The sequence below is a fragment of the Algoriphagus sp. AK58 genome (assembly GCF_014324365.1).
Lineage (GTDB): Bacteria > Bacteroidota > Bacteroidia > Cytophagales > Cyclobacteriaceae > Algoriphagus.
On record NZ_QEIG01000007.1, the window covers coordinates 124,344 to 151,226 of the forward strand.

Below are 26,883 nucleotides of genomic sequence, written 5' to 3' on the forward strand. Positions count from 1 at the left end.
GGTAATGTTTTCAAAAATAAAGGATAAGCAAGGGAAGGAAAAGAATCGGAAAGCGTATTTAACAAAAATCAAAAGATAAATAGGGGTATTTTTTCAATAACCCAATAAAAATCCAGAAATAAGGAAGGAGTAAGCTTCTGAAAAGTCTCCGTTCTCATTTTTCAGAAATATTTCATTAGGCTCCAATGCTCCACTTTTTTGTGAAAACCCTACAATTTCCCGGATAATAGGTTTGAAGGGTCTATCTCTTACCAAAATTCTATGGATGGGGAAAAGTCCCCGTTTTAGAGCCAAGGCAGAAAAATCCTCCATCTGCCTAGGTGGCAAAATAATCCAAATTTGCCCATTAGTTTTTAACAGCCTTGTTGCCTGTTCAATCAATTCTTCAAAAGAAAGAGCATCCGTATGTAAGGCCTGGTTTCGTTTGGAATCCTTGGGTTTGAGATGGTCGGGAAAATACGGCGGATTGCTCACGATGAGATCAAAGTGCTGATCTTCAGGGTAATCCTGAAACTTCCCCTGTATGATCCGAAGCCTTTCTGAAAATGGACTTTCCTGGAAATTTTCTTCGGCTTGTCCGGCTGCATCAGGATCGATTTCTATCGCTGTAATCAAACTATCAGGAAATCGCTGCGCGAGCATCAACGAAATTACACCCGTGCCAGTCCCGATGTCCAGAATATTTTGGGGAGAATCTGCTTTGGCAAGTGCGCCAAGGAGTACCGCATCCGTGCTGATTTTCATCGCACAGCGGTCCTGATGGATTCTGAACTGTTGAAACTGAAACCAAGAGTTTCCCATCAGGTTCTTGCCCGGCTGAAAAATCTGGAACGGAAACTGGTTTTGTCTTCCATCACGTTCAATTCCTCTTCGGAAACTCGTTTTACGCTTTCTATGGTGTAGAAGGCCTTTTCATCGATTTCTTTCACTTTGGAAATAAATTCGTGAAGCTGGTCCCGCTTCATCACGGTAAAAAGGAGATTCACTTTTCCATACCTGCCTTCAGCGCCCACGTTGGTGAACCGGTAGTTTTTTTCTTTCATAAACTCCAGCAATAAGGGTAAAGGATGCGGAGTAATGACCCTTACCAGCACCCTACCCAAGGCCAGTTTTTCATCTAAGGTCATGCCCACATAAGTGCCTGTGGCAAAGCCGCCTGCATACGCGATGTAGGAAAGCGGATTGTTGACATTTTGGAAAATCTGCCCGATCGCCAAAAGCCAGATCATCGCTTCGAAAAACCCTAAAATCGGAACAATATTCTTTTTCCCATTCATCATAAACATGATGCGGAGGGTATTGATCGATACGTCTCCGATCCGGGCGATAAAAATCAACAAGGGCATCAACACATAGTTGAGTAAATTGTCAGAGATGCCAAGGGAGTTGAATAGATCTTGCATGATGGTGCAAAAATACCCCATTATTTGGAGAGGAGGGTATAAAAATTGGAGGAATCCGAATTCAGATTTTTCGATCTCTGCCTGCAGGCCACCCAAATGCGATAAACTGCCCGGTCATTGCCAATAAAAACCAGATCAGGATGTTCCAATCGTCAAACAAATCCAGAGAAATCCCAAAGACCAGGGGGCCTAAAGCTGCCAAGACATAACCGGCAGACTGGACCATCCCAGAAAGTTTTGCTGTGGTCAGGTCTTCGGCAGTCCTCATCGAAATCAATGTGTAAGCAATACTCAAACTAGCCCCACTGCCGATTCCGATGACGGTGAGGGCAGCAAAGGTTACGGTTTCATCAGAGATGAAAAGTGCCCCATAGCCGATCAGATATCCGATTCCCACTAGGAGTACGACCCCTGATTGTTGCTTGAGTCGCATCAATAGATTGGGAGCAAAAAAGGTCCCGATCAGTGAAATCAATTGCATATAGGAAAGCGCTATTCCTGCATTGACAGGACTCATTCCTCTGGCGATAAGCATGTCAGGCAGCCAGGTGATCATGGTAAAATACATCACCGACTGGGCCCCCATAAATAGGGTGACTTGCCAGGCTAAGCGGGACTTCCAGACATTTTTTGCCTGGGTGATCAATTGAGATTGCGGTGTAGCTTGGGGCTTCAATTGGGGAATCCAGATAAGCAGGGCTATAACCATCAAAACCACCCAAGACACCAAGGATCCTCTCCAGCCCAGACCCAAATCCTCTGCAAGCGGAACACTCACTCCTGAGGCGATCGCTGCAAAAAGAGACATTCCTGTGGAAAGCAGGGCAGTCATTAAACCGATATTCTCTGGAATTCGAGCTTTGAAAAAAGGGATCATCAGCACATTTGCGATCACAATGCCTATTCCTGTCAGTGCAGTCCCAATATAAAGCAGCTCGATTCCTCCCAAAACTCGGATCACTACTCCTACAGAAAGAAGCACTATCCCCAAAAAAATCGCTTTCCCATGGCCCAATTTTTTTCCCAAACTCGGAGCAAACAGTGAAAAAATGGCAAAGGTGATCAGACTCAAGGTCGTCAGAAATCCAGCCAAGCCATTGGAAATCCCCAAATCCTCCCGGATAAACGGAATCAAAGGTCCCACCGAAGCAATCGAAGTCCTCAAGTTGATCGAAATCAAAATGATGCCGAGGATCAGCAGGGCTTTGTTGGATGGTTTGGACATGAAAGATTTACGAATTTTGAATTACGATTTACGACATTTATCTGAACCTCAATTCTACTTCTCACGGCTATAACTATTGGAAAGAACCGTTGAAGTCAAACATGACGTCGTCAATCGTCATTCGTATATCGTACTTACAAATATCAATTTTGGAGTAATGAAGAGAGGGTTCTATCAAGCCCTGGATTCCACCAAATCCTTCACACAATCCACCCAGGTATCATTCGAATTCAGGCTTGGTACCAAATCCCAATGTTCGCCCCCGAGTTCTTCAAATTGTTCCTTGTATTCTTCGCCCACTTCTACAGTAGTTTCCAGACAGTCGGCAACAAAAGCAGGTGAGAACACCAGCACTTTCTTCACTCCTTCTTTTGCCAGTTCCTCGATCATATCCTCGGTGTAAGGTTTGATCCAAGGATCTTTACCCAATCGGGATTGGAAACAGGTGACGACTTTATCTTCAGGCAATCCGAGCTTTTTTGCCACCAGTCGGGTCGTCTGAAAGCACTGTGCCCGATAGCAAAACTGATTTTTCAATCCGTATTTATTGCAGCAAGCGCCCAACTGACAGTAGCCTTCTACACTACCTTTTCGGATTTGTCTTTCGGGTAAGCCGTGGTAAGAGAACAGGTAGCGGTCGTATTCCTGCTTTTGCATAGCCTCCCTTCCGAGTTCGGCCCAAGCTTCCAAAAACAGGGGATGATCCACATAGTTGCTGATGAATGTAATTTCCGGAATAATCTGCCAAGTTCGGGCAATTTCCATCACCTTATCTATCACAGAGCCATTGGTGGCTGAAGCATATTGCGGGAACAGCGGCAACACAATGATTTTTTTTACCTTGGCCTTCATCAGTTCCTCCAAGCCTTTTTCGATGCTTGGATTTTGATAGCGCATGGCCATGGCTACCAGATACTTCTCAGGATCCAGCTTTTTAATTAGCTTCTCTTTGAGATCTTGGGTATGAAACAGCAAGGGAGATCCGCGTTCAGTCCAGAGTTTACGGTATTCACCGGCAGATTTTGGAGCTCTGAAAGGTGCAATAATCAAATTGACCAGCATCCAGCGCGGAATAAAGGGGAAGTCAATGACCCGCCCGTCCATCAGAAATTCCCTTAGGTATTTTCTTACGTCGCCTGTTTTGGTACTGTCTGGCGTGCCTAGATTCACGAGAAGGACGCCGATTTTTGCTTTATTCTTGGCCATGGATTGAATTCAATTTCCTTAGGGAAGCCCAAAATTAGCCTCTTTGTTCGATTTCTGTAATTGATGTTTTCTAAGTGGAATAGGCACAGGGATTTGGAGAAAAAAAATCCCAGGCTTCAATTCCTCCCAAGGATCCCGGGAAATCACCAAAGAGGGAATTTATTCCATTCCTTTATCTCTCATCTTGGCAAACTCATCAAATCTGCGGAAAATAGCCACTGTGAAGCCTATCAGCATAATGATTGTACCAATCCAAAGCACATTGATATAGGGCTTCACGATCGCTTTCATCACCACATAGTCCTTTTGGTATTGATTGACTTTGAACACAAATTTGTTTTGCTCAGGAAGGATGTTTTCCAAGCTAACTTTTAATCCGAGTTCAGTGTCGACCACAGGAAGCTTTCCAACCTGATTATTTCGAATGATAAAGGTCGGCTCGAGCAATTTTTCCACATCGTAATCAAGCACTCTGAGCTTGGCTTTTACAGCGACGTCACCTTCTTGCAGCGTGTATCCTTCGATTTCCTTGAGTACTTCAGCTCCGTCGAAATAAGTGACAAAGTCAGCGATGTGAAACTGCTCACCTGGAGACACCTCGTAATTTTCGTCTTCCTTCCAATCTGGGTCTGCATAGTCATTCATGGCAGCCACATAGGTGTAAAGGTCCCGATTCAGGTAGATTTTAGAGTCAGGGGAAGAAATCAGCCCGCCCATGCTTTCATTAAACTGAGACATGGGAGCAAGAGAAAACTTCAGTGTTTCATTCTGGTAATAGTCGATCTTGAAATAGTCGTTTTCTTCCAAAACCAATTTCACTATATCCCCTTTTTTGAAATAGTCCTTGTAATCCGCTAAGGCAAGGGCTTCGTTCACATTGCCTGTGGATTCGAGAAGTTTGGCAGGAACATACTCCGGCACACCCACCACCTTCTTCTGACGGCCCCGGTAGATGACTGTGTAATCCTTCATTTGCGTGGGCTTGTTGATCCAAAGCAGCACATGCTCTTTGTTCATCTCGTCCTCCCAGCTGTTGCTGTAGGTCAGCCCGGACATATTGATTGAAATGACATCTGAGTAGCCGGAACTAAACATGATCCCGATCAAAATCATTCCTAAGCCGATGTGAGCCAAAGACCCACCCGCAAGCTTAAAGGTGGACTTTTTGAGAAGTCTGGCCAAAATCACCGAGTTTGCCACGATGGTAAACATTCCAGCCAAAACGATAATGATATATTTCCAGTCGTAGACTTTTGCAAGGACGATTACCCCTGCTGATAGCAATACTGAGATCACATATGGGGTAACCAAAGCCTCTTTTAGAGCCTTCTTGTCCATTTTTTGCCACCAAAAAAACTGACCTACCGCTGTCAATAAGGCGATCACAACCGCAAACCAAAGCTGGAACTTGGTATAAAACTCCACCTGATCTGCAGGAGGAGCCATATTGGAAATTCCCCCAAAGCTCTCCACCAAAGCATTCCAAGCGGGTATAGAAGTAGGAAGAATCACCTGGAATGACATCAATCCCAAGGTGACCGCTCCAAGGAAAATCCAGAATTCACGGGAATAGACTGAGGCTTCTTTTTCGGAAGAAGGAATGTGTTTCCATGCTCTTGCTGCCAGGAAAATGGCAATGACCATGAAAAATAGCATGTACACTAGCAACTGACCTGAAAGTCCAAGATCTGTAAAAGAGTGAACAGATGCATCGCCAAGAACACCTGATCGGACCAAAAAAGTAGCATAAAGCACCAGGATAAAGCTTAGGATTACCAAGACGATAGAAGTCTTGAGTGCAGTGGCACTTTTCTTAAAGGTAATCATGGTGTGAATCGCCGCCACCAAAATTAACCAAGGCACATATACCGCATTTTCTACAGGGTCCCAGTTCCAATATCCTCCAAAGTTAAGCGTCACATAAGCCCAATAGGCACCCATAATGATACCCATCCCCAGAATCATGGCTGAGAAAATTGCCCAAGGCAAGGCGGGTCGAATCCATTCGGAATATCTTTTGGTCACCAATCCACCAATCAAAAAAGCAAATGGAATCAACGTCGAAGCATAACCCATGAACAAGGTGGGAGGGTGAATGACCATCCAGATGTTTTGTAAAAGCGGGTTGAGTCCGGTGCCGTCTTCCGGTACGAAATCAGGATTCAGCTCAAAAATTGGTGCCTGAGTTGCATCTCTCAAAAGAATAAAGGGAGAGCTTCCAATCTTCAAATCACCTATGACCACCCCGAGAATCATGGAGACCAAAAAGGCCTGAACCAAGGCAAAAACCACCATCACGGGAGCTTCCCAAAACTTATTGGTATGAATCAGAATCACTCCCAAGACCACATTCCAAAATGCCCAAAGGATAAATGCCCCTTCCTGACCTTCCCAAAAACTGGAGATCATGTAGTGGACCGGAAGTGCTTTGGAGCTGTGCGAATAGGCGTAGAAATACTCGTAGCGATGATTGTAAATAATCTCAAATAGGGAGAAAGCAATCAATGCAGTCGACACTGCATGGATGTAAAAACTGATTCTGCTGAATCTCCTCCAACTTGCCTTATCTATTTCATTAGCCTGGAAATATTGGATATAGGCAAAAGCCGAAACCAGTGCACTGACAAAGGCCACGATGGTCATCAAATGGCCCAAATTACCCACAAAGGTATTGATCATGATTTTTTACTTAGGATAAGACTCAACCTCACATTCCTGCCGCCTGTACATCGGTTTCCTGATACTTCGAAGGACACTTCATCAGGATTTTGTCTGCCACGAAAATATCTTTGTCACGGTATGACCCGATCACGACTACTTGTTCAGAACGCTGAAAATCGGCAGGTACAGGCTCATTATAAAATACTTTTTGCTCAGTGCCCTCATTGTCCACAAGCATAAAGGTGAAGGAAGTTTTGTCCTCTCGGACTTCAATTCCGGTCACTTGACCGGCTCCGTCTTTTTTTAGCTGCCCCACCACGTGGATGGCTTTATCTTCCCCATCTTCCTTCATTTCCCAGGCCGTGTTGAAGCTTTCGTAGCTGCTGGCATCGCCTATCGAAGTCATTATAATGACGATGGCGATTGCAATGATACCTAGTCCGATGATATGTCCTTTTTTCATGGGAGTTTGAAATTAAGAAGGAAGATTTTTTTCAAGCCTGCTGATCTTGCGATCGGTATTGATCACGTATACTGTAATCCCCGCAAAAATGATTGCGATAATACCTACCAACACATAGATTTTTCCGTCGGCACGCATCCGGTCTGCCATTTCAACCGAATTATTCGAATAGTCGGCATCAGTGACTGGGATTTTCTCTTGCGCCAAGGCACTTAGCGAAAAAACCAACAAGGCTATGGTCAATATTTTTTTCATGTGTTTTTGAATGGTTTTACTAGGCCACATGGAATCTCGCATGGTTAAAAACCATTTCCTATTTATAACATCTGTCATGCTCGATTTCATCAATTAAGAATTAATCAATTTGTCTTCAAGTAATCGCTCTACCCTACGGATTCTTACCCGGACTGTTGCAATCCAGGTGCCCAAAAGTGTCCAGCCGATGATGGCAGGATAGAAAACCATCCTTAGCTTGGAATCTAAGTCGTAGGCGTTGAACCCTGGATTTCCGCCATTTCCTGGATGTAGGCTGTCTGTCAATCGGGGTAAAACGAAAATCAATGGAATAAAAGCGGCAAACGCAAAAATGTTGTAAACCGCTCCGATTCTTCCACGCTGCTGTTGATCTGTTATTGAACCTCTCAAAATCAGATAGGCGAAATACATCAGTAGACCAATCGCAGAAGCATTCTGCTTGGGATCGCCGCTCCAGTAGTCACCCCAGGTAAATCTCGCCCAAAGCATTCCTGTCACAATACCCAAGACACCAAACAAAATGGCCGCATTGGTAAACTCCAGAGCCATATCGTCATGCTTCAGGTCATTGCTGCGAAGATATTTGATGCTGTAAACAACCGCTACCACCAGCATAAGGATCATTCCAAACCACATCGTCACATGAAAATGCAACGCTCGGATAGTCTCATTGAGAATGGGAAGCCTAGGTACGTCCATCAATAATCCTGCGATCAAGGTATAAAACAAGAGACCGATTGTCAGGATTTTCCACCAGGATTGGCGCATAATTGAAATTTGCTTTTTCAAGCGCAAAAATAGGGTATAAGTTCCTGAATCCCCTTCTTTTTATCATAAAAGGAGACCTGTTATCCATGAAAAGAACTAATTCTCTACTTCCAAAATACATGTTGGTATCGAAGCAGCCTTTTATTAGCCAATTCTCAATGAAATTCATTTTTCCACTTTCCGGAATTCAATCCGTAACTTTGCCCCGTGGAAAATCAAAAAAAGGACATCCGTAGGTTAAGTCTGTCAGACTTGGAAGAGTTTTTCCTGGCCCATGGAGAAAAAAAATTCAGGGCTAAGCAGGTTTATGAGTGGCTTTGGAACAAATCGCTCAAAAACTTTGATGAAATGAGCAACATCTCCCTTTCCACCCGTGAGTTGCTCAAAACTCACTTTTCAATCAATCATATCCAGGTGGATTTGATGCAGCACAGCAGTGACGGAACCATCAAAAATGCCGTCAAACTCTACGACAACAAAATCGTGGAGTCTGTTTTAATCCCTACCTCCAAACGAATTACCGCCTGCGTTTCCTCACAGGTAGGCTGTAGCCTAGATTGTAATTTCTGTGCCACTGCCAGATTGAAGCGGATGAGAAACCTCAATCCGGATGAGATTTATGATCAGGTAGTGGCCATCAAAGATGAGGCGGAAACTTATTTCCAGCGTCCTCTGACCAACATTGTCTTTATGGGAATGGGTGAACCTCTGCTTAATTACAACAATGTGATCGAGGCAATTGACAAAATCACCTCGCCCGAAGGACTCGGCATGGCTCCGCGAAGAATCACCCTTTCTACCGTAGGCATTCCAAAGATGATCCGAAAAATGGCCGATGATGAAGTCAAATTCAATCTGGCTATTTCCCTCCACTCGGCCATCAATGAGACACGCTCCCGACTGATGCCCATCAATGACTCCAATCCACTGGAAGAACTCGGAGAAGCTTTGAAATATTGGTATCAAAAGACCAAGCGGAAAGTCACCTATGAATATGTGATTTGGGAAGGAGTCAATGATGACGAACGACACGCTAAAGCCTTAGCTAAATTCTGCAAAATCATCCCTTCCAAAGTCAATATCATCCAATACAATCCGATCGACGAGGGGGAATTTCGTCAAGCCAAGCAAGAAGCCGTTGACATGTACGTTCGAATTCTCGAGGGGCAGGGAATTATCGCAAAGGTCAGAAAATCAAGAGGTCAGGATATCGATGCGGCCTGCGGACAGCTGGCCAACAAAAATGAAGTGGCTCAGCTAGCTTCCAATTAACATTTTTTATTTATCCGGATTGCAACCTTAGTTTAATTACGGAGTTTATAACCGTGAACTTAAAGCCAATTGTCATCATATGAAGAAAGTTTTTTACTCATTTTTTACCCTGCTTTTTCTTTCTACATCTAGCTACGGTCAGGAAGGGCTGCCAGAAAAAATCCAAACTTATTTTAACAATTACCAGGAGGATTTTCCTGTCGAAAAAGCGTACCTCCACTTGGATAAATTCGCCTATACTTTAGGAGAAGATCTTTGGTTTAGTGCCTATCTCGTGGCAGGGGGCACCCAGGTCCCCTCTCCCTTAAGCAAAACACTTTATGTGGATTTTTTTGATGGGGATGGACTTCTTTTGACTCAGAAGATGATTCAGATAGAGGATGGCAGAGGAGCCGGTGATTTTAGGATTCCGAATTTTGGAAAGCCAGGGATTTACCAGATCAAAGCCTACACCGCCTGGATGAAAAATTTCGGAGAGGACTACTTTTTCACCCAAAGTTTCCAGGTGGTTGATGGTTTGGGTGGGTCTTTTCTTCCTAAAGTTGATTTTTTGGAAGTAAACTCCATGGACGGAAAAATAAGGTATCGAGTAGGTATTTTGGCGGTCAATTCATCAGGGACCCCGTTAAGTGGGAAGAAAATTGGCATTAGAGCCATCGGAGGTGACGAAATTCTTTATTCCCAAGACCTACAGCTAAATCCCCAAGGAGAAGCGGAGTTTGGATTCACCATTGGGGCTATAGGTCATCCCTCCCAGTACCTTGAGTTAACTTATGAGGAGAATGAAAACTATTTTGTGACCCAGAAAGTCAAACTCCCTTATTCCTTCTCCTTGGCAGACATACAGTTTTTGCCTGAGGGAGGAAACTGGATTCTTGGAAAAAAATCAAAGCTGGCATTCAGGGCTGTATATCCTGATGGGACACCTGTGGCACTCACCGGAAAAATTGAAGGGGAATCAGAAATCGAATTCTCTTCCAATTTTGCAGGTTTGGGGAAGGTAGAATTTGCACCGCAGAAGGAAAGCTATGTAGCCTTGGTGAAATCCTCTGATTTCGGCGAAGAGCGAAAAATTTCTCTTCCGAGAGCTGAAAATACAGGGCTAACCATTCAGGTTCAAAACCCGCAGGAAGGGGCTTTCATATCTGCATTTGTTCAGGGGAATGATTATCAAGGGAACCTTTTACTGGTCTCCCATACCCGAGGATTGATCAATTACATGATTCAGGGAAAACTCACCAACGGAGTGTGGGGAGTAAGAATTCCGAAAAAAACGCTCCCTACCGGGATAAACAAAATTGCAGTCTTGGATGAGTCCGGGAAACCACTTTTGGAAAGATTGGTATTTGTTCAAAATGAGGATTTTCTAGACCTGAAATTGGAGTCCAACTCAATGATTGCCTCAAGAGGAAAGATGGAATTAGCCCTTCAAAGTGCCTTCCAGGATACTACGGCTCCCGCTTCCTTTTCTGTGTCAGTGGTGGACGCAGGCCAAGTGACTGATGAAAGCCAGTGGCACGGAACACTCTTTTCGCATTTGCTTCTTGATTCGGATCTAAGAGGGAATCTGTACCGTCCAGGGTATTATTTCCAAAATCAAACCTCAGCCACCTTGGAAGATCTTGACTTGGTCATGTTGACACATGGATGGAGCAGGTTTGCTTGGTCGGATGTCATGGAGGGGAAATACCCGGATAAAGGCCACTACATCGAGCAGGGAATCACCATTCAGGGAAAGATTGTCGAACAAAACCCCACTAAAAAAGGATTGGGAGGCGGTAAAATCAGTGCTTTGCTCGGAGAAGGAATCGAATTGATCACTACCGAATATGGTCCTGACGGGATTTTTCTTCTGACTGACCTTCAGTACCAGGATTCGGTAACGGTCACATTGACAGCTGAGGATCAGCGGGCAAAAAACTTCCTTAATCTTGAATTGAATGAACCCAAGCCGCAATTCTCAAAGCTGGATGGAAAATACCCTGCTGAAATCAACTGGCCGGAAGCCTTGGCGGCTACCGTGCAAGAGCGAAATCTGATGCAGAGGCTTAATGAGGACACTCAAATCATCGATCTGGAGGGTGTCACCATCGGAGCCAAAACGCTTCAAGAAGAACAAACCTCAGGAAGAAAGCTATATGGGTCAGGAGACGCTACCCTTAAGCCTGATGAAATTCCAGGAGGTTCGGGGTATGTGAATATTTTCCAAATGATCCAGGGCCGAGTGGCTGGGGTTAGGGTGAATTTTAACGGTTTGACAGCCAGTGTGCAGATCAGAGGAGCGGGATCTATACAAGCCGGTACAGAACCCTTGTACCTTTTGGACAATATTCCCGTGGATGCTTCTACCCTAGGATTGATCAGTCCTCGGGATGTGGAAAGTATCGAAGTGTTTAAGGATCCTGCTCGAACGGCGATTTTTGGTTCCCAAGGAGCTAATGGGGCTATTGCGGTATACACCAAAACAGGAGCCGGGTTGGCAAGTACGAGCATCGGAGGTACACTGGTCACCAAGTATGGAGGATATGCCGTTCCCCGGGAATTTTATACGCCCAAATATGATGAAAAGAGCCTAGCTACTGCCATTACCGATAAAAGAGCCACTCTTTTTTGGTCCCCATTGGTCAAAACAGATGCCAACGGGATTGCTAAGTTGGAATACTACAATTCCGATTCCGCTCAAAAACACCTGATCGTAATAGAGGGTATAGACCCCTTGGGTAGGATGGGAAGACTGGTCAAAATGCTCGAATAATTTGTTTAAATCAGTAAAGCCTTCTACCTTTTTTTCAAAATGAATCACATGAAGAAGGCTTTACTTTTACTTTTGGTCGTATTCGGAGCTATGGGTGGGCTTAAGGCTCAGGATCAGGGAGATGTGCGAATCCATGTCCTCGGACAGTATGGATTGAAATTTGACGATGCGGGAATTGGGGCGGGCGTAGAATACTTTTTTGCCGAGAAATTCGGCCTGATGCCAAGTTATACCCAGATTTTTCCGGAAGTGGGAAATTCAAGTAATTTCAGCACAGATTTGAGGTATTACCTGTCTACAGGTAAATCCCAAGTCTATCTGATGGCAGGATATAGTCTCACCTTTGAAAACACCCAACCCGGCACCGCCGGAACAAAAAGGCAATTAAGCGGAGCGAATATGGGGGTAGGAGCCGTTATTCCCCTCACGGAATGGGTGGGATTGAGTACCGAATTCAAATTTCAGAGTCAAGGATTCGCTCAGACTTATTTCCGATTTGGCTTAGCGTTTCCTCTATAGACCAGGAAATGCCACCTAAAATCCTTTAAAAATTTCAATACTAGAGATGCTTTGTTCCAGACATTCTAGGCGGTGTCAACGGAATCTTTTTTGATGCTTTCTCATGTGTATTTGGTCAGGATTCGGAAGCCTAACTTATTCCCAAAAAAAGAAGGGAACAGTGATTGAATTGCTGTAGAAGGACCTAGAGCAGAGTTCATTTTTTGAATGAACGTCGGTGTTCAACGAGGCTTCGCCAATAATGACAAATTTTCAAAAGGATCTGATAAACCAAGACCCCTCCTTTGAAGAATTTGAAGAGGATCAGTTGACTATTTTCAATTAAAGTCAGGGACCATTTTTTTTCAAAATATCAGGGGATATCGTTCTGAGGCCTATAACATAAACTTTCGGTGATTTTAGAAAGAAAGGACCGTGATCAAAAAACGGGGTTTCTCAAGTCGAAATATTTCTATTAAGGCCACTTCTAAAGTGGATAAACCCTCCTATCAGTGGATTTTTTCTTTGATGAAATTTCTGTTCAAACCTGATTTTAATCACCCATTTTTCATCTACAATTCTTCAATTTCGGTATTGTGGTTGGAGAAGATTTCATTCCAATGATTGGGTGACGATCTAATCCAATTAACCATTAAGTCTTTTTCTAGCAAAATCAATTACCTCTCTCATGGAATACTAGCAGGCACTTTAACTATCCGTCATATGATTTTTGCACAGTTAGCAGTTGTTTTAATCTGCATTTTTATCGGGGCCCGAATGTCGGGAATCGGATTAGGGGTGATGGGCATGATAGGATTGCTAGTCATGATTTTTGTTTTCGGCTTGGTACCATCAGACCCTCCCCTTGAGGTTATGCTCATTATTATGAGCGTGGTGACAGCAGCAGCTGCCCTTCAGGCAGCAGGAGGAATGGATTACCTCGTGCAGGTAGCTGGAAAGATCTTGAGAAGCAATCCCAAGCAAATCACCTTCCTTGGACCCTTCATTACTTATGCTTTTGTCTTATTCGCTGGCACGGCTCACATTTCCTATTCCATCATGCCCATCATCGCGGAGGTGGCGATCAAAAACAGGATCCGGCCCGAACGGGCCATGAGCATGAGTGTGATTGGGGCATACATGGCCATCACGGCCAGCCCTGTGTCTGCAGCTGCAGCGGCTATGCTTACTGTACTTGGTGCTTCAGGGGTCAAATTGTTTGATATCCTGATGATTGCCATCCCGGCTACGCTGATCGGAATGGTTGTTGGGATTTTGTTTGTATGGAAGCGGGGCAAGGAACTGAGTGAGGATCCAGAGTTTTTGGAAAGGATGAAGGATCCGGTTTTTGTCAAAAATCTGGAAGGGAAAGATCAGGGAACCATCACCTCGCTTGCTCCCGGTGCAGTCAAATCCGTGATCATTTTTGCTTTGGCGGTGGTTTCAGTGGTGGTTTTTGGTTCTTTTCCTCAGCTTCTGCCAGAATTTGGAAACAAAGAGGGATTTCATCCAGGCTTTGCGGTCAATGATGCGGGGCATTTGCTGATGCCTTCCATGATTATGATCCTGATGCTGGCAGCCACTGGACTGATTATTTTATTGGCAGATACCCCGGCTGGAAAAGTCACCAAAGCCAGTCTTTTTTCTTCGGCAGGTCAGGCAACCATTGCAGTGTTTGGGGTAGTGTGGATGAGCAGCACCTTTATGGACAACAACTTTGCAGCCATCCAAAGTACTCTAGGTGACTTGGTGGCATCCTATCCTTGGTCCTTTGCCATTGCGCTCTTTGTCTTGAGTATGCTCTTATACAGTCAGGCATCCACTGCCAAGGCTCTGATGCCTTTAGGACTTTCCCTGGGATTGCCTCCAGCCTACCTGATCGGATTATTTCCCGCCTGCAACGGACATTTCTTTATCCCGGGCTACCCCACTTTGCTGATGGCTATTGAGTTTGACCGCACAGGGACCACGCGGATCGGGAAATATGTACTCAATCACAGCTTCATGCTTCCGGGACTGATTACCACGGCAGTTTCCGTATTGGCAGGGCTTTTACTTCAGTCACTTTTATTATAGATACAGTTCAATGAATCACAAAAAATCAACAAAACACACTACACTTTAAACTCCAAAGATTATGAAAAAGCTATTTTCCTTTTTAGCCTTTCTGGTGTTGACACTTCCAGTTTTCGCCCAGACAGAATTACCCAGGGTAATTATTCTAGCCACAGGTGGCACCATAGCAGGTGCTGGCGCCTCTGCTGATCGAGCAGGATATACAGCGGGCAAAATTCCAATTGACGATTTGATCGGCACGATACCCTCCGTCAAAAAAATTGCCAATATCAGTGGGGAGCAGATCGCATCTGTCGGCAGCCAGGACATGACCATCGACATCTGGAAAAAACTCGCCATCCGGATCAATGAGATCTATGCCAAAAATGAAGCCGATGCCATCGTGGTGACTCACGGCACCGATACTCAGGAAGAAACAGCTTACTTCTTGGATTTGGTTGTTCCTTCCGATAAGCCTGTGGTGCTAACGGGTTCCATGCGTCCAGCCACTGCCATCAGTGCCGATGGCCCCAAAAACCTCTACGATGCCATCACGGTAGCAATCCATCCGGAGACAAAGGGAAGAGGCGTTTTGGTCAGCTTCAACGAAGGCATTTTCGATGCCCGCGAGGTGATGAAAATGAGTACGACCAAGACCAATGCCTTTGACTCCCCCAACACCGGAGCGATAGGTCAGGCCTATGATGGTAGAGTGGAATATTATTCTTCCTCAGTACGGGAAGTAAATCCTCCTAAGCCCCTTCAGCTCACCGCAGATACCAAATTGCCCAGAGTGGATATCGTGTACATGTATGCCGATGCGCCTGGAGACCAGATTGATTTCCTGATCAGTAAAAAAGTAGACGGAATCGTGATTGCGGGTGTGGGTAATGGCAATTTCAACAAAGCCTATATGGAAGCTGTGAAAAGGGCCGTAGCAGCCGGAATTATTGTTTGCCGCGCCAGCCGTGCACCTTCCGGACGGGTGGTACTCCACGATGAAATCAACGATGACGAGTTGGGAACCATCGTTTCGGATGACCTAACTCCTCAGAAAGCCAGAGTTTTATTAATGCTTGCACTTACCCGAACCAAGGATAAGAAGCTGCTACAGGAGGTGTTCTTCACTTATTGATATGGATTTCTGAACAATAGTGGCGCTTGATCATCAGACCAGGCGCCACTTTTCAGAGCATTCCAATTGACACTCTTTAATAAGATCAAAATGAACAGGTTGAAATTTGCCATCATGATCACCTCTCTGATCCTCATCGGAATGCCGGAGGTACATGCCCAACAAACCCGCACCGAAAAAGATCTGATTGGCGAAAAGCAAATCCCCGCGGATGCCTACTATGGAGTCCAAACACTCCGAGCTTTGGAGAATTTCCCCATCAGCGGAGTGAAAACCAATTTTTACCCCGACTACGTGAGGGCCTACGCCATCGTCAAACTTGCTGCTGCAAGGGCCAATACCGAAGTGGGAAGAATGAGTCCAGAAAAATTGGCTGCTATCGAAAAGGCATGCCAAGCGGTAATGGATGGAAAATACCACGATCAGTTTCTTACAGACCTTTACCAAGGAGGGGCAGGTACCTCAGCAAACATGAATGCCAATGAGGTTTTGGCCAACATTGCTTTGGAGATGATGGGGAAGAAGAAAGGGGAATACCAGTTTATCGAGCCTCACGATGATCTGAATATGGGGCAGTCCACCAATGACGTATACCCTACAGCCATTCACATTGCCTTGATTCTTCACAATGATAAGGTGATCAAGGAAGCGGAATTGCTGGCACAGGCCTTTCACAAGAAGGGCGATGAATTCAAAAATCTGGTCAAAATGGGCCGCACCGAAGGTCAGGATGCCGTGCCCATGACCTTGGGACAAGAGTTTCATGCTTTTGGTTCCCAGATAGATGCGGCAATCGAAGCCCTTCGAAAATCAGAAGAATACCTCTATGAGGTCAATATGGGGGCGACAGCGATAGGTACTGGGTTAACAGCTTCTCCGGGGTACGCGGAAAAGTGTGTGGCACAGATTGCCAAGATCACAGGAAAGCCTTTTGTCAATCCCAAGGACCTGATCGCTGCGACCAGCAGCATGCAGGGATTTGTGATGTTTTCCTCAGCTTACCGAAACCTCGCGGTTACCCTCTCCAAAATCAGCAGTGACTTGATCTTCCTGGCATCCGGTCCCCGAAACGGCATTTTTGAAATCAATCTGCCAGCCCTGCAGCCGGGTTCCTCCATCATGCCGGGGAAAGTAAATCCTGTCATGCCTGAGGTGATGAACCAGGTGTGTTATAAGGTGATGGGTAATGATGCTACAGTGGGAATTGCCTCCCGAGACGGTCTATTGCAATTGAATGCCTATGAGCCTGTGGTAGCTACTTCCATCTTTGAATCTCAAGCCCTATTATTCAAGGTTATGCCACTATTCCGGCAAAACTGTATCAATGGAATCACCGCCAATGAGGAGGTTTTGAAGCGATACCTGGAAACGACCATAGGAATTGTGACCGCATTAAACCCTGTGCTTGGCTATGAAAAAACCACCGAACTGGCCAAAGAAGCCTTGGAAAGTGGAAAGGGTATTCTTGAATTGATTCGTGAAAAAAAGCTCTTGACCGAAGACCAGATCAAGAAGCTCTTGGATCCTGCGGCTTTGACAGGTCAAAAGGAGTAGTCTCTTTGATTCATCTGAATTTCAAGTTGACATGTTTAAAATGAAAACCTCATGAACTTCTTAAAAAGTATTCGGTGGATGCTTTTGTTTCTCACGATTCCCTCTTGGGTGTGGGCACAAAAACAGGAACGTCAGGTAGGGGATACTACCTATTACAAAACCCTGATTCCGGAGGAAAAGCAAGGCTTGCTCAAAAATGTAAGCATGATTGCCAACATGAATTATGCCTTCCGAAATGAATTTGTGGATGGGGAGTATGTCCAATCCCGGTTTAGAAACGAGCAATTCCGACTGGAATTTAGGGGACAAGTTCACGACAAAGTGTATTTCCGTTTCCGTGACCGATATACCCGGGCGCAGACTTCCGAGTCTATTGACAACCTGAGTCGATCCGTGGATTTGGCCTATATCCGGGTCGATTTATCTTCGAAATGGAGTATCTCAGCCGGTAAGATGTGTGCCGACTGGGGAGCTTGGGAATTTGATTGGAATCCGATCGACATTTACGAATACTCCGATATTGTGGAGTATGCCGATAACTTCCTTACTGGTGTGGGATTTTCTTACAATGCCAGTCCAAAGAATCAATGGACCTTTCAAATTCTGGATTCCAGAACCAAAAGCTTCAGCGAACTCTATGGGGCACAACCCAATTTCTCAGAATCCAAAGCCCCCTTGGCCTTTGTAGCCAACTGGAGGGGAAGTCTCTTTGATGGGAAAGTAAAGACAATCTGGTCCTATTCTCTTTTCAATGAGGCCCAGGATGCGCAGGGCAACGGTGCTAATATGAACTACATCGCCTTAGGCAATGAGTTTAATTTTACCCCCAAATTCAGGTTTATTTATGATTTCAAGTGGAGTGATGAGGAATTGGACCGAACCGGGATAGTCAGTGAAACAATTCCAAATGACCTGTACAATTACTCAGTTGCCAATACCCAATACATAGGTCATTGGGTGAATCTCCGTTATGTAGTCAGTCCGAAAGTCCACTTGACATTTGTGGGGATGTTGGATATTTCCAATTGGAAAAACAGCTTCAATGATCCTGAAAATACCACCGGCGAGGAACATATCCGAAATGCCTGGGGATTTATTCCGGCTGTGGAAGTATATCCTTGGGATGACCTGAACATGAAGTTTTTTGCCAACTGGGTGGGAAGAAGCTATGATTATTCAGATTATGCACAGGAGCGGTTTGGAGCAAGGAATTACAACACCGGAAGATTTACGGTAGGATTTATTTCTCCGCTTGCCATCTTCTAAGAGGCAGGCAAATAGACTTCTTTGAGAATGGAAACTTCATCATTCTAAAATTTCCACGGGATGGATCAGGTCAATTTACAGAAGCCTGGAAAAGATTTAAGGCCATTAAGGAGCGTTGTCTTAGTTTGCTTAATGGCCCTTTCTTATGGGTTTGAGCCTGTTCTTGCCCAGCAAACCGCCAAGAAAATCATCCCCGATGGAACGATGGGGGAATATTTGGAGCCGATCGATTCTTTGGAGAAAAAGAAATTTCTCCAACACCGCTATCTGTTCACCGGACGACTTAGTAGCTTTCGGGTTGGAATGGGATTCCTGTACGAGTATACAGCTTTTTCACAGGATGTCATCGCCAAACAGCAGCTGGATTCTATTGGATCTCCCCTTGAAAATCAACTGAAAGTCCGGGATTTCAGGATCATGGCCAATGGCCAATTGACCACCAAACGGGTTATCTCTTGGAAAATAGGCCTGATGTACGATGGTCCGAGTCGGGAATGGCTCATGCGCGAGACGGGGGTGACTATTGCCGTTCCAGAGATCTCGGGTCACATTTTTGTAGGACGAACCAAAGAAGGCTATTCACTCAACAAAGTCATGAACGGCTATGCCGGTTGGACCATGGAGCGGCAGATGGTTTTGGATGTGATTCCGATTTTGGCTGATGGAATCAAGTGGATTGGTTTTTGGCCCAAGAAAAAAATCATCTGGAATGTGGGTATTTATGATGATTACTTTTCAAAAAGTCAGGGCTTTTCCACCTACAGCTGGCAAACGGTTGCCAGGGTAGGTTGGCTTCCGATCTTTCTACCTGAAAGCAAAAAGCAGCTTCATTTGGGCGTCAGCTACCGATATGGAAAAGTGGAAGCTGGAGAAATGAGAGTGAGATCCCGGCCGGAATCCAATCCAGCCCCCTTTTTTATTGATACAGAAAACTTTCATGCCGGTCATTCCAATCATATTGGGGCCGAAGTCTATTATACCAATGGACCCCTGATGCTTGCCTCTGAATACCACTGGCACAAGTTCAGTTCTCCGGAAAAAGGAAATCCTCTATTTCATGGAGGAGACGTAGCGATCAGTTACATTTTCACCGGAGCTTCCCGGCCTTACAGCACAGTCAGTGGGGTCTATTCATTTGTTCCCGTGAAAAATCCTGTATTCAAAGGAGGTTGGGGTGAAGTAGAAGGATTGCTTCGAATCTCCAATTTGGATCTGGACTCGGGTCAGCTCCAAGGAGGTAAGCTTTGGAGAGTTACTCCCATGGTCAATTGGTACCTGTCCAAGAGCCTTAGATTGGAATTTGCCTATGGCTATGCAGTTTTGGATCGTTTCAATTTGAAGGGAGTCACACAGATTTTTCAAACCCGACTCCAACTGGCAATACTTTGATTTTGTGATATTTCGATAACACAAAATTATTTTTCTTAAATAATTTCAAAATCAGCCTTTATATTTCAATATTTCGAGAAAAGTAGCCTTGTTATTTTGTCGAGGTAAGGCAAAAATTGGTTAACCATAGTTATGCATTCAAATAATGATTCCAAGAAAAGCTGGATCGACCTAGGTTACGAACTGTTTTCACAGGAAGGGCACGAAGGATTGCAGATCGATCGCCTATCCAGAATCTTGAAAAAAAATAAGTCTGGATACTACCATTACTTCGGGGATAAAGAGGTTTTTTTAACCGCCCTGATGGAAGAACACTTGAAAAAGGTACTATCCTATGCCGATCAAATCAAACTGATTCAAGAATTTGATCCGGAGTACATTCAATTAATGGTAAAAAACAAGATTGCCATTATGTTTCAGATGCAATTGGTAAAGAATCGTGAAGTGCGGCTTTTTTGGGAGACTGCACAAAAAGTCAACAGTATAATAATTCCGGTAATTTCACCTGTATTTGGTCGATATCTTGGGGTGTCAGCTGAGGAAGCGGAAAAGTTATGGGTTTTGCTACGGGATTCTTTTTATTCCAGAGTTACTTCGAAAACTTTTTCAGAGACTTGGATTTCAGCTTTTACAGCAGAGCTCAGAGACACTTTGCATTGGGTGGGCCAAAGGTGAAGTAGGGTCTTTTTCTTCGGGATGGTATTCCACACCTGACTAGAAGAAAAGATTACTCAGGAAACCTTCTTGGCTTTTTGCAGACTGCTTGGGGCGGTCTACATTTTTTTGGTTCCGGATTTTACATTTCTCAATTGACATCTATTCTTCACTTCTGGACGGACCCGTTTTAATTGACTTAAATCCAATTAATTGCTGATTATAGTCATGAATTTTGATTTCAAAACTCTGGAGCTTTATTGGAGTATTGGAGGATTTTTTATCTCCTACAAGATACCAACCACAAAAATCAAGACAAATGGAAAAGTCTCGATTGCAAGAAGCCCGAGAGAAAAAAATTCCCTGGAAAAAATGGGGGCCTTACCTGAGTGAGCGTCAATGGGGCACTGTTCGGGAGGATTATAGCGAAAATGGGGATGCTTGGAATTTTTTCACTCATGACCATTCACGTTCGAGGGCCTATCGATGGGGAGAAGACGGGATTGCCGGGATTTCGGATGATCAGCAATTTCTTTGTTTTGCCCTTGCCCTTTGGAACGGGAAAGATCCGATTCTAAAAGAGCGCCTTTTTGGACTTACCAACAGTCAGGGTAATCACGGTGAAGACGTGAAAGAATACTATTACTACCTCGACAGCACCCCGACTCATTCCTACATGAAATTCCTCTACAAGTATCCTCATTCGGCCTACCCGTATGAGGAATTGGTGAGGGTAAATGGACAGCGAACCCGGGAAGAGATGGAGTATGAGTTGATCGATACGGGAATATTTCAGGAGGATCGCTATTTTGATGTATTTGTAGAATATGCCAAAGGAGAGAGTCCAGAGGATATTCTGGTAAAGATCTCAGCCATCAATAGGGGTCCGGAATCTGCTGAGCTGCATATTCTTCCCACACTTTGGTTTCGAAATGATTGGTCCAAGTGGATCGCCGAGTCTAACAGGTCTGTGTCCAAACCTATCCTTTCCCAAGCCAGGTCAGCTAAAGGAATCAGCAGACTTACAGCCAAACACAGCCAACTCGGAGAATTTACCTTGTCCTGTGATGGAGATGTTCCCTTACTTTTCTGTGAAAACGAAACCAACCATCAACGCCTTTTTCCTGGCACGGCCAACGAAAGTGCTTTTGCAAAAGACGGTATCAATGACTATGTAGTGTATGGTGCAGAGGGTGCTGTGAATCCAGAAAAAAAGGGAACGAAAGCTTCTGCTCACTATACACTGAACATCAGTCCAGGCCAGACTTCCGTGGTTCGACTGAGACTTACCAAAAAAGAGGTCAAGGCCAAGGTGATAGGATTCGGACAAGACTTTGATGCGCTTTTCGAAGAAAGACTCCGTGAAGCGGATGAGTTTTATCAACTGGTCACTCCCCCAGGCGTCAATTCTGACCAAGCCCAAGTCATGCGACAGGCGATCTCGGGCATGCTTTGGAGCAAGCAGTTCTTCTACTTCGACGGGGATAACTGGCTGGATGAGCATCACTCCAACCCGCTGCATACAGGTTTTAAAAACTCCAGGAACTCTGACTGGTACCACATGCTCAACAGGGACATCATCTCTATGCCCGACAAGTGGGAGTACCCCTGGTATGCAGCTTGGGATCTGGCTTTTCATGCATTACCGCTTTCTATTGTTGATCCTGATTTTGCCAAAGATCAGATGGAACTGATGCTCCGACCGATCTACCTCCATCCCAATGGACAGATGCCGGCCTATGAGTGGAACTTCAGTGATGTGAACCCGCCTGTTCATGCTTGGGCAAGTTTGTTTCTTCATCGGGTCGATACTGCTTTTCATGGCAAACCCGATATCAAATTCCTGAAGGCTACTTTCAATAAGCTGCTTATCAATTTTACCTGGTGGGTCAACCGAAAAGACCGCTCAGGAAAAAATGTGTTTGAAGGTGGATTCTTGGGCCTGGACAATATCGGGATCTTTGACCGAAGCGCACCGTTGCCCACAGGAGGCAATTTGGAACAGGCAGACGGAACCGCCTGGATGGCCTTGTTCAGCCAGAATATGTTGGAGCTTGCCGGAGAATTGGCTATGGATGATGATTCCTATGAAGAAATGGTTCTCAAATTTGTCCAGCATTTTCAGTTTATCGCAGCCGCTATGAACAAGAAGGGAAACGACGGCATGTGGGACGAAGAAGATGGATTTTATTATGACCTCCTCCGATTTCCTGACGGAAGAGCCGAAAAGCTGAAAGTCCGGTCACTGGTAGGACTCTTACCGCTTTGCGCTACCACCATTATTGAAAAATCTCAAAGAGAAAAAGTACCCGTGGCGATGGAAGCGATCAAGGAAAATCGCCGGAGAATGCCTGAGCTCAAGGAAGCCATGCATGTGACCGGGGAAGGACATTACGGAGTAAACGAGCGGGGGATAATGGCTTTGGTTGATACAGGCAAACTTCGAAGAATTTTATCGAGAATGCTGGATGAGGAAGAGTTTTTCAGCCCGCATGGAATCCGTTCTATTTCCAAATACCACGAGAAGCATCCCTATGTTTTGAATGTCGGGGGGCAGGAGTTTCGCGTTGACTACCTGCCAGCCGAATCCAACACCGGCATGTTTGGAGGTAATTCCAATTGGAGAGGGCCGGTATGGATGCCTGTCAATGTCATGCTGATCCGGGCCCTTCAACAGTTCTACCTCTATTATGGAGATAGTTTCAAGGTAGAATGCCCAACCGGTTCCGGTAAGATGATGAATCTGTTTGAAGTCAGCAAAGAGCTATCCAACCGAATCATTTCCATTTTCACCAAGGGTGAAAACGGTAAACGGCCTGTTTTTGGCGGAAATGAGAAATTCCAAAACGATCCCCATTGGAAGGATCACCTTCTGTTTTATGAATATTTCCACGGAGATAATGGTGCAGGATTGGGGGCAAGCCATCAGACAGGTTGGACGGGTGCCATAGCTAAGCTCATTCAGATTTATGGATTGATCGATCCGGAGAAGTTCCTCAGTGGAGGTATAAAATCGGCATTTCAAAAAGGAGAGGATATTCTCAAGGCACAAAAAAAGCAAGCAAAAAAGATTTCATGAAAGAAGGGAAAGTTTCATAACTCCAAAGAATTATTGACCATGGCAAATCCCACCTATCCCTCATTGTACCAAATCAACACTCGGGTTTATTTGACCGAGTTGTCTCAAGGTTTGGGCCGGCCAGCCACGTTGGATGATATACCCGATAGTGATCTGGTTAAGATCGCCGAAAAAGGCTTTGATTGGGTCTGGTTTCTGAGTGTATGGAAAACAGGCGAAAAGGGAAGAAAAATTTCTCTCAACAACCCCGAGTGGAGAGAGGAATTCCAAAAGACACTGCCTGATTTGAAAGATCAGGACATTGGTGGTTCCGGTTTTTCCATCGCAGGGTACCAAGTTCATCCTGCCTTGGGTGGTGATGCCGCACTGAAGCGGCTTCGAAAAAGGCTTTCTAAACTTGGGCTAAAGCTGATGCTAGATTTTGTTCCAAATCATATGGGACCGGATCATCCATGGGTGGAGAGACATCTGGAATTTTTTGTCTCCGGTACCGAGGAAGACCTCCAAAGATCCCCTCAAAATTATACCAAAGTAAAGGCAGGAAAGAAAGAATGGATAGTAGGTTATGGACGTGATCCCTACTTCGAAGGTTGGCCGGATACCCTTCAGCTCGATTATAGCAATCCTGCCGTTGTGGAAGCTATGATCGCTGAGCTCCGTAAAGTTTCCACCCAATGTGATGGGGTACGTTGCGATATGGCTATGCTGATCTTGCCTGAGGTTTTTGAAAAAACCTGGGGTCGAAGAGCACTGTCATTCTGGCCCGAGGCTATCTCTGAAATCCGTAAAACGCTACCGGAATTCTGCTTTATGGCGGAAGTATATTGGGATTTGGAGTGGACACTGCAGCAAGCAGGCTTTAATTATACTTACGATAAGCGACTCTATGATAGACTGCTGGATGCATGTGTGCGTGATATCAGAGGCCACTTAAGAGCAGAAATGGCGTTTCAGAATAAGCTTGCCCGATTTATGGAAAATCACGACGAACCAAGGGCAGCATCGATGTTTTCGGACATTGCCCACCACCAAGCCGCAGCCGTGATTACCTACCTTACGCCAGGCCTTAGGTTTTTCCATCAGGGACAGCTGGAAGGTAAGACCAAGCGGATTTCTCCGCATTTGGTCCGTGGTCCCAAGGAGCCTGTCCACAAAGTACTTCAGAAGTTTTATGATGCACTCTTGAAAATTTTGAACCTCCAGGAGGTGCGGGATGGCAAGTGGATGTTGCTGGAATGTGTACCGGCTTGGGAAGGCAACAGTAGTTGGGATGCCTTTGTGGCCTTTGGATGGGTCGGACCCAATCCCGGTCAAAAATGGGTAGTCGTGGTCAATTACAGGCCTTACCGTTCCCAATGTTATTTGAAGCTCCCCTGTCCTGAATTTGCCGGCTCGGATTGGAAACTGCAAGATTTAATGAGCAAAGCAAGTTATGAGCGGAATGGCTATGATTTGCAATCCGGAGGTCTTTACCTTGATTTGGATGCTTGGGGGTACCACGTATTTGACATGAAGAAAATCAAGTCTAAATCCAAAAACTCCAAATAAGTAAGGAGAGATACCAAGTCTTTCCCTCCTTTATCGTTGCCTTTCCCAAATCGAGTTTTTCTAGCCGTGGAAAACCAACACTATTTCACCAGATATTGGAGGGCCTATTTGTCGGAGATGGCCGGCACGGCGCTGCTCTTGCTGATTGGGCTTTCCATTGTCATTTTTCTTTTTGCAGCGGAAACTCCCATGGCGGAAATCATTCCAAATGTAACTCATCGAAGGATGCTTTCCGGCTTTTTGTTTGGCGCCACGGGGGGTATCATTTCTATGACCGCCATCGGACGGGAGAGCGGTGCCCATATCAATCCTGCAGTGACCATGGTGTTTTTTCTGTTTGGAAAGATTGAAAAGCGGGCAGCATTGGCCTATGTCATTTCCCAGCTAATGGGGGCTGTGATCGGCTGTCTTCCGCTTTTTATTTGGGGAGCTTGGGGTGATAGCATCGATTTTGGGGCGACTTATCCCGGAGTGGGCTATACGGTTTCCGAAGCGTTTTGGGGAGAGGTAAGTACCACCTTTATCATGGTTTCTTTACTGATCGTGTTTATAGGTTTTCGGTCCATCCGTCCTTTCACGCCGATGCTTTTCCCGTTTTTATATTCCATCATGGTACCCATTGAGGCGGCTATATCGGGCACCAGTACCAATCCAGCACGAAGTTTTGGTCCGGCTGTGGTGACAGGGATTTGGGATAGTTGGTGGATCTATTGGGCAGGTCCAATCCTTGGGGCACTGTTGGCATCCTTAGTATTCAGTGCTTTGGCAAAACGAATCACCGTGGCCAAGCTATACCATTTTGACACCGACCGGGACGGCTTGTTTCGTAGAAAGGGAACTTCGGTGCCGAGTGGAAAGGGAGGGGGTTGATATGAGATGGTTATTGTAAATGGCGTCCTTGACTCGTTGATCAGCCATGTATCGCTACTTTGGGAGGGTAGATTTTCAAAGAATATTCGAGCAATTTCTTCAAATAATACAGTAAAGATTTACCTCTTTTTTTAAGAATAATTGGCTTGCAGACCTCTCAACCCACAAAAGTCATAGGTATGATCTCGCGATTTTCATTATTTTGATTTGATGGCTTCCAAACCGAATCGGACTCAACTAGAACATTTCATTTCGGGTCTATCTGTTATGAAAAAGACACTGCTTATTCTATTAGTCCTCTTGGCCTTTGCCAATCTTGGGATTGCCCAAGAATCAGCTTCCGAAGGTCACCGCCCCAAAATTCGGGCAGCTATCCTCATGGCAAACAGCCGGGTACCTCACAGCTATGAAGGGGAAAAGAAACTGCTGATTTTGCCAACTTGGGGGATGGATGTGGATTATTTTTTTCATCCCAGATGGTCTGTGGCCTTTCAGGCAGATATCAAGGTCCAGAGTTTTGAAGTGGAAAAGAATGAGGCAAGTCTGGAAAGGAGCTATCCGGTGGCTCTGGCGGGGGTGATTCACTTTCATGCCCTACGGCATTGGTCCTTTTATGCAGGACCGGGCTATGAGTTGGAGAAAAGCGAAAACCTTTTCCTGGTCAAACTTGGCACAGAGTACAGTTTTGAGATCACCGAAGACTTTGAAATCGCACTCAATCTGGCCTATGAAAACAAAAATGAAGTGTATGATTCCTGGACTTTTGGAGTGGCTTTCAATAAAAAGATCTGGGAAAAAAAGTAAATCATGGATCATGCCCTCCTCTG

General features: G+C 45.1%; 21 protein-coding genes. 13 read left to right on the forward strand and 8 right to left on the reverse strand.

Going from position 1 to position 26,883, the window contains the following annotated elements; genetic code table 11:
• Window positions 1-93: 93 nt before the first annotated feature.
• From DDT91_RS06155 to ccsA (DDT91_RS06190), 8 genes are all read right to left on the reverse strand, one after another.
• Window positions 94-801: a tRNA1(Val) (adenine(37)-N6)-methyltransferase gene (locus tag DDT91_RS06155; RefSeq protein ID WP_187175271.1), complete on the reverse strand. Its 708-nt coding sequence runs from the start codon at window positions 799-801 to the stop codon at window positions 94-96.
• Entirely contained in the window at window positions 801-1,403 is a 603-nt protein-coding gene (locus DDT91_RS06160; RefSeq protein ID WP_187175272.1) for a DUF2179 domain-containing protein, read from the reverse strand. Before DDT91_RS06160 ends, DDT91_RS06155 begins: the two co-directional genes overlap by 1 nt.
• Window positions 1,404-1,464: 61 nt before the next feature.
• Window positions 1,465-2,628 carry an MFS transporter gene (locus tag DDT91_RS06165; RefSeq protein WP_187175273.1) on the reverse strand — a complete coding sequence of 388 codons (1,164 nt, stop codon included), beginning with the start codon at window positions 2,626-2,628 and terminating at the stop codon, window positions 1,465-1,467.
• A gap of 174 nt (window positions 2,629-2,802) precedes the next feature.
• Complete coding sequence (hemH, locus tag DDT91_RS06170) at window positions 2,803-3,834, reverse strand: ferrochelatase (protein ID WP_187175274.1); 1,032 nt, start codon at window positions 3,832-3,834, stop codon at window positions 2,803-2,805.
• A gap of 159 nt (window positions 3,835-3,993) precedes the next feature.
• Window positions 3,994-6,513 (reverse strand): cytochrome c biogenesis protein CcsA, encoded by a 2,520-nt coding sequence (gene ccsA, locus DDT91_RS06175; protein WP_187175275.1) that lies wholly within the window; start codon window positions 6,511-6,513, stop codon window positions 3,994-3,996.
• A 28-nt stretch (window positions 6,514-6,541) separates the two neighbouring features.
• Window positions 6,542-6,958: a cytochrome c maturation protein CcmE gene (locus DDT91_RS06180; RefSeq protein WP_187175276.1), complete on the reverse strand. Its 417-nt coding sequence runs from the start codon at window positions 6,956-6,958 to the stop codon at window positions 6,542-6,544.
• A gap of 12 nt (window positions 6,959-6,970) precedes the next feature.
• Window positions 6,971-7,213 (reverse strand): CcmD family protein, encoded by a 243-nt coding sequence (locus DDT91_RS06185; RefSeq protein ID WP_187175277.1) that lies wholly within the window; start codon window positions 7,211-7,213, stop codon window positions 6,971-6,973.
• A gap of 93 nt (window positions 7,214-7,306) precedes the next feature.
• Entirely contained in the window at window positions 7,307-8,008 is a 702-nt protein-coding gene (gene ccsA / locus DDT91_RS06190; protein ID WP_255502036.1) for a cytochrome c biogenesis protein CcsA, read from the reverse strand.
• Window positions 8,009-8,188: 180 nt separating this feature from the next.
• On the opposite strand from ccsA (DDT91_RS06190), the gene rlmN reads away from it, so the two are divergent.
• The 13 genes from rlmN (at window position 8,189) to DDT91_RS06255 (ending at window position 26,860) form a co-directional block, all read left to right on the forward strand.
• The gene (gene rlmN / locus DDT91_RS06195) at window positions 8,189-9,253 is read left to right on the forward strand and encodes a 23S rRNA (adenine(2503)-C(2))-methyltransferase RlmN (RefSeq protein ID WP_187175279.1); all 1,065 of its coding nucleotides are present in this window, start codon (window positions 8,189-8,191) and stop codon (window positions 9,251-9,253) included.
• Between the two features lie 79 nt (window positions 9,254-9,332).
• Window positions 9,333-12,008: a TonB-dependent receptor plug domain-containing protein gene (locus tag DDT91_RS06200; RefSeq protein WP_187175280.1), complete on the forward strand. Its 2,676-nt coding sequence runs from the start codon at window positions 9,333-9,335 to the stop codon at window positions 12,006-12,008.
• A gap of 48 nt (window positions 12,009-12,056) precedes the next feature.
• The gene (locus DDT91_RS06205) at window positions 12,057-12,527 is read left to right on the forward strand and encodes a hypothetical protein (RefSeq protein WP_187175281.1); all 471 of its coding nucleotides are present in this window, start codon (window positions 12,057-12,059) and stop codon (window positions 12,525-12,527) included.
• 702 nt (window positions 12,528-13,229) lie between these two features.
• Window positions 13,230-14,582, forward strand: a complete 1,353-nt coding sequence (locus DDT91_RS06210; RefSeq protein WP_187175282.1) for an anaerobic C4-dicarboxylate transporter family protein — start codon at window positions 13,230-13,232, stop codon at window positions 14,580-14,582.
• Between the two features lie 61 nt (window positions 14,583-14,643).
• Window positions 14,644-15,696, forward strand: a complete 1,053-nt coding sequence (locus DDT91_RS06215; RefSeq protein WP_187175283.1) for an asparaginase — start codon at window positions 14,644-14,646, stop codon at window positions 15,694-15,696.
• Window positions 15,697-15,786: 90 nt separating this feature from the next.
• A complete protein-coding gene (locus DDT91_RS06220) occupies window positions 15,787-17,250 on the forward strand; it encodes an aspartate ammonia-lyase (protein WP_222718610.1) in 1,464 nt (487 codons plus the stop codon).
• 51 nt (window positions 17,251-17,301) lie between these two features.
• The gene (locus tag DDT91_RS06225; RefSeq protein WP_187175284.1) at window positions 17,302-18,516 is read left to right on the forward strand and encodes a porin; all 1,215 of its coding nucleotides are present in this window, start codon (window positions 17,302-17,304) and stop codon (window positions 18,514-18,516) included.
• A gap of 132 nt (window positions 18,517-18,648) precedes the next feature.
• On the forward strand, window positions 18,649-19,905 hold the full coding sequence (locus DDT91_RS06230; RefSeq protein ID WP_255502037.1) for an OprO/OprP family phosphate-selective porin: 1,257 nt from the start codon (window positions 18,649-18,651) through the stop codon (window positions 19,903-19,905).
• 132 nt (window positions 19,906-20,037) lie between these two features.
• On the forward strand, window positions 20,038-20,580 hold the full coding sequence (locus DDT91_RS06235; protein ID WP_187175286.1) for a TetR/AcrR family transcriptional regulator: 543 nt from the start codon (window positions 20,038-20,040) through the stop codon (window positions 20,578-20,580).
• Between the two features lie 298 nt (window positions 20,581-20,878).
• Window positions 20,879-23,638: a glucosidase gene (locus DDT91_RS06240; protein ID WP_187175287.1), complete on the forward strand. Its 2,760-nt coding sequence runs from the start codon at window positions 20,879-20,881 to the stop codon at window positions 23,636-23,638.
• Between the two features lie 39 nt (window positions 23,639-23,677).
• Complete coding sequence (locus DDT91_RS06245; RefSeq protein ID WP_187175288.1) at window positions 23,678-25,186, forward strand: alpha-amylase family glycosyl hydrolase; 1,509 nt, start codon at window positions 23,678-23,680, stop codon at window positions 25,184-25,186.
• A 66-nt stretch (window positions 25,187-25,252) separates the two neighbouring features.
• The gene (locus tag DDT91_RS06250; protein WP_187175289.1) at window positions 25,253-26,056 is read left to right on the forward strand and encodes an aquaporin; all 804 of its coding nucleotides are present in this window, start codon (window positions 25,253-25,255) and stop codon (window positions 26,054-26,056) included.
• A gap of 267 nt (window positions 26,057-26,323) precedes the next feature.
• On the forward strand, window positions 26,324-26,860 hold the full coding sequence (locus DDT91_RS06255; RefSeq protein ID WP_187175290.1) for a hypothetical protein: 537 nt from the start codon (window positions 26,324-26,326) through the stop codon (window positions 26,858-26,860).
• Window positions 26,861-26,883: the final 23 nt, after the last annotated feature.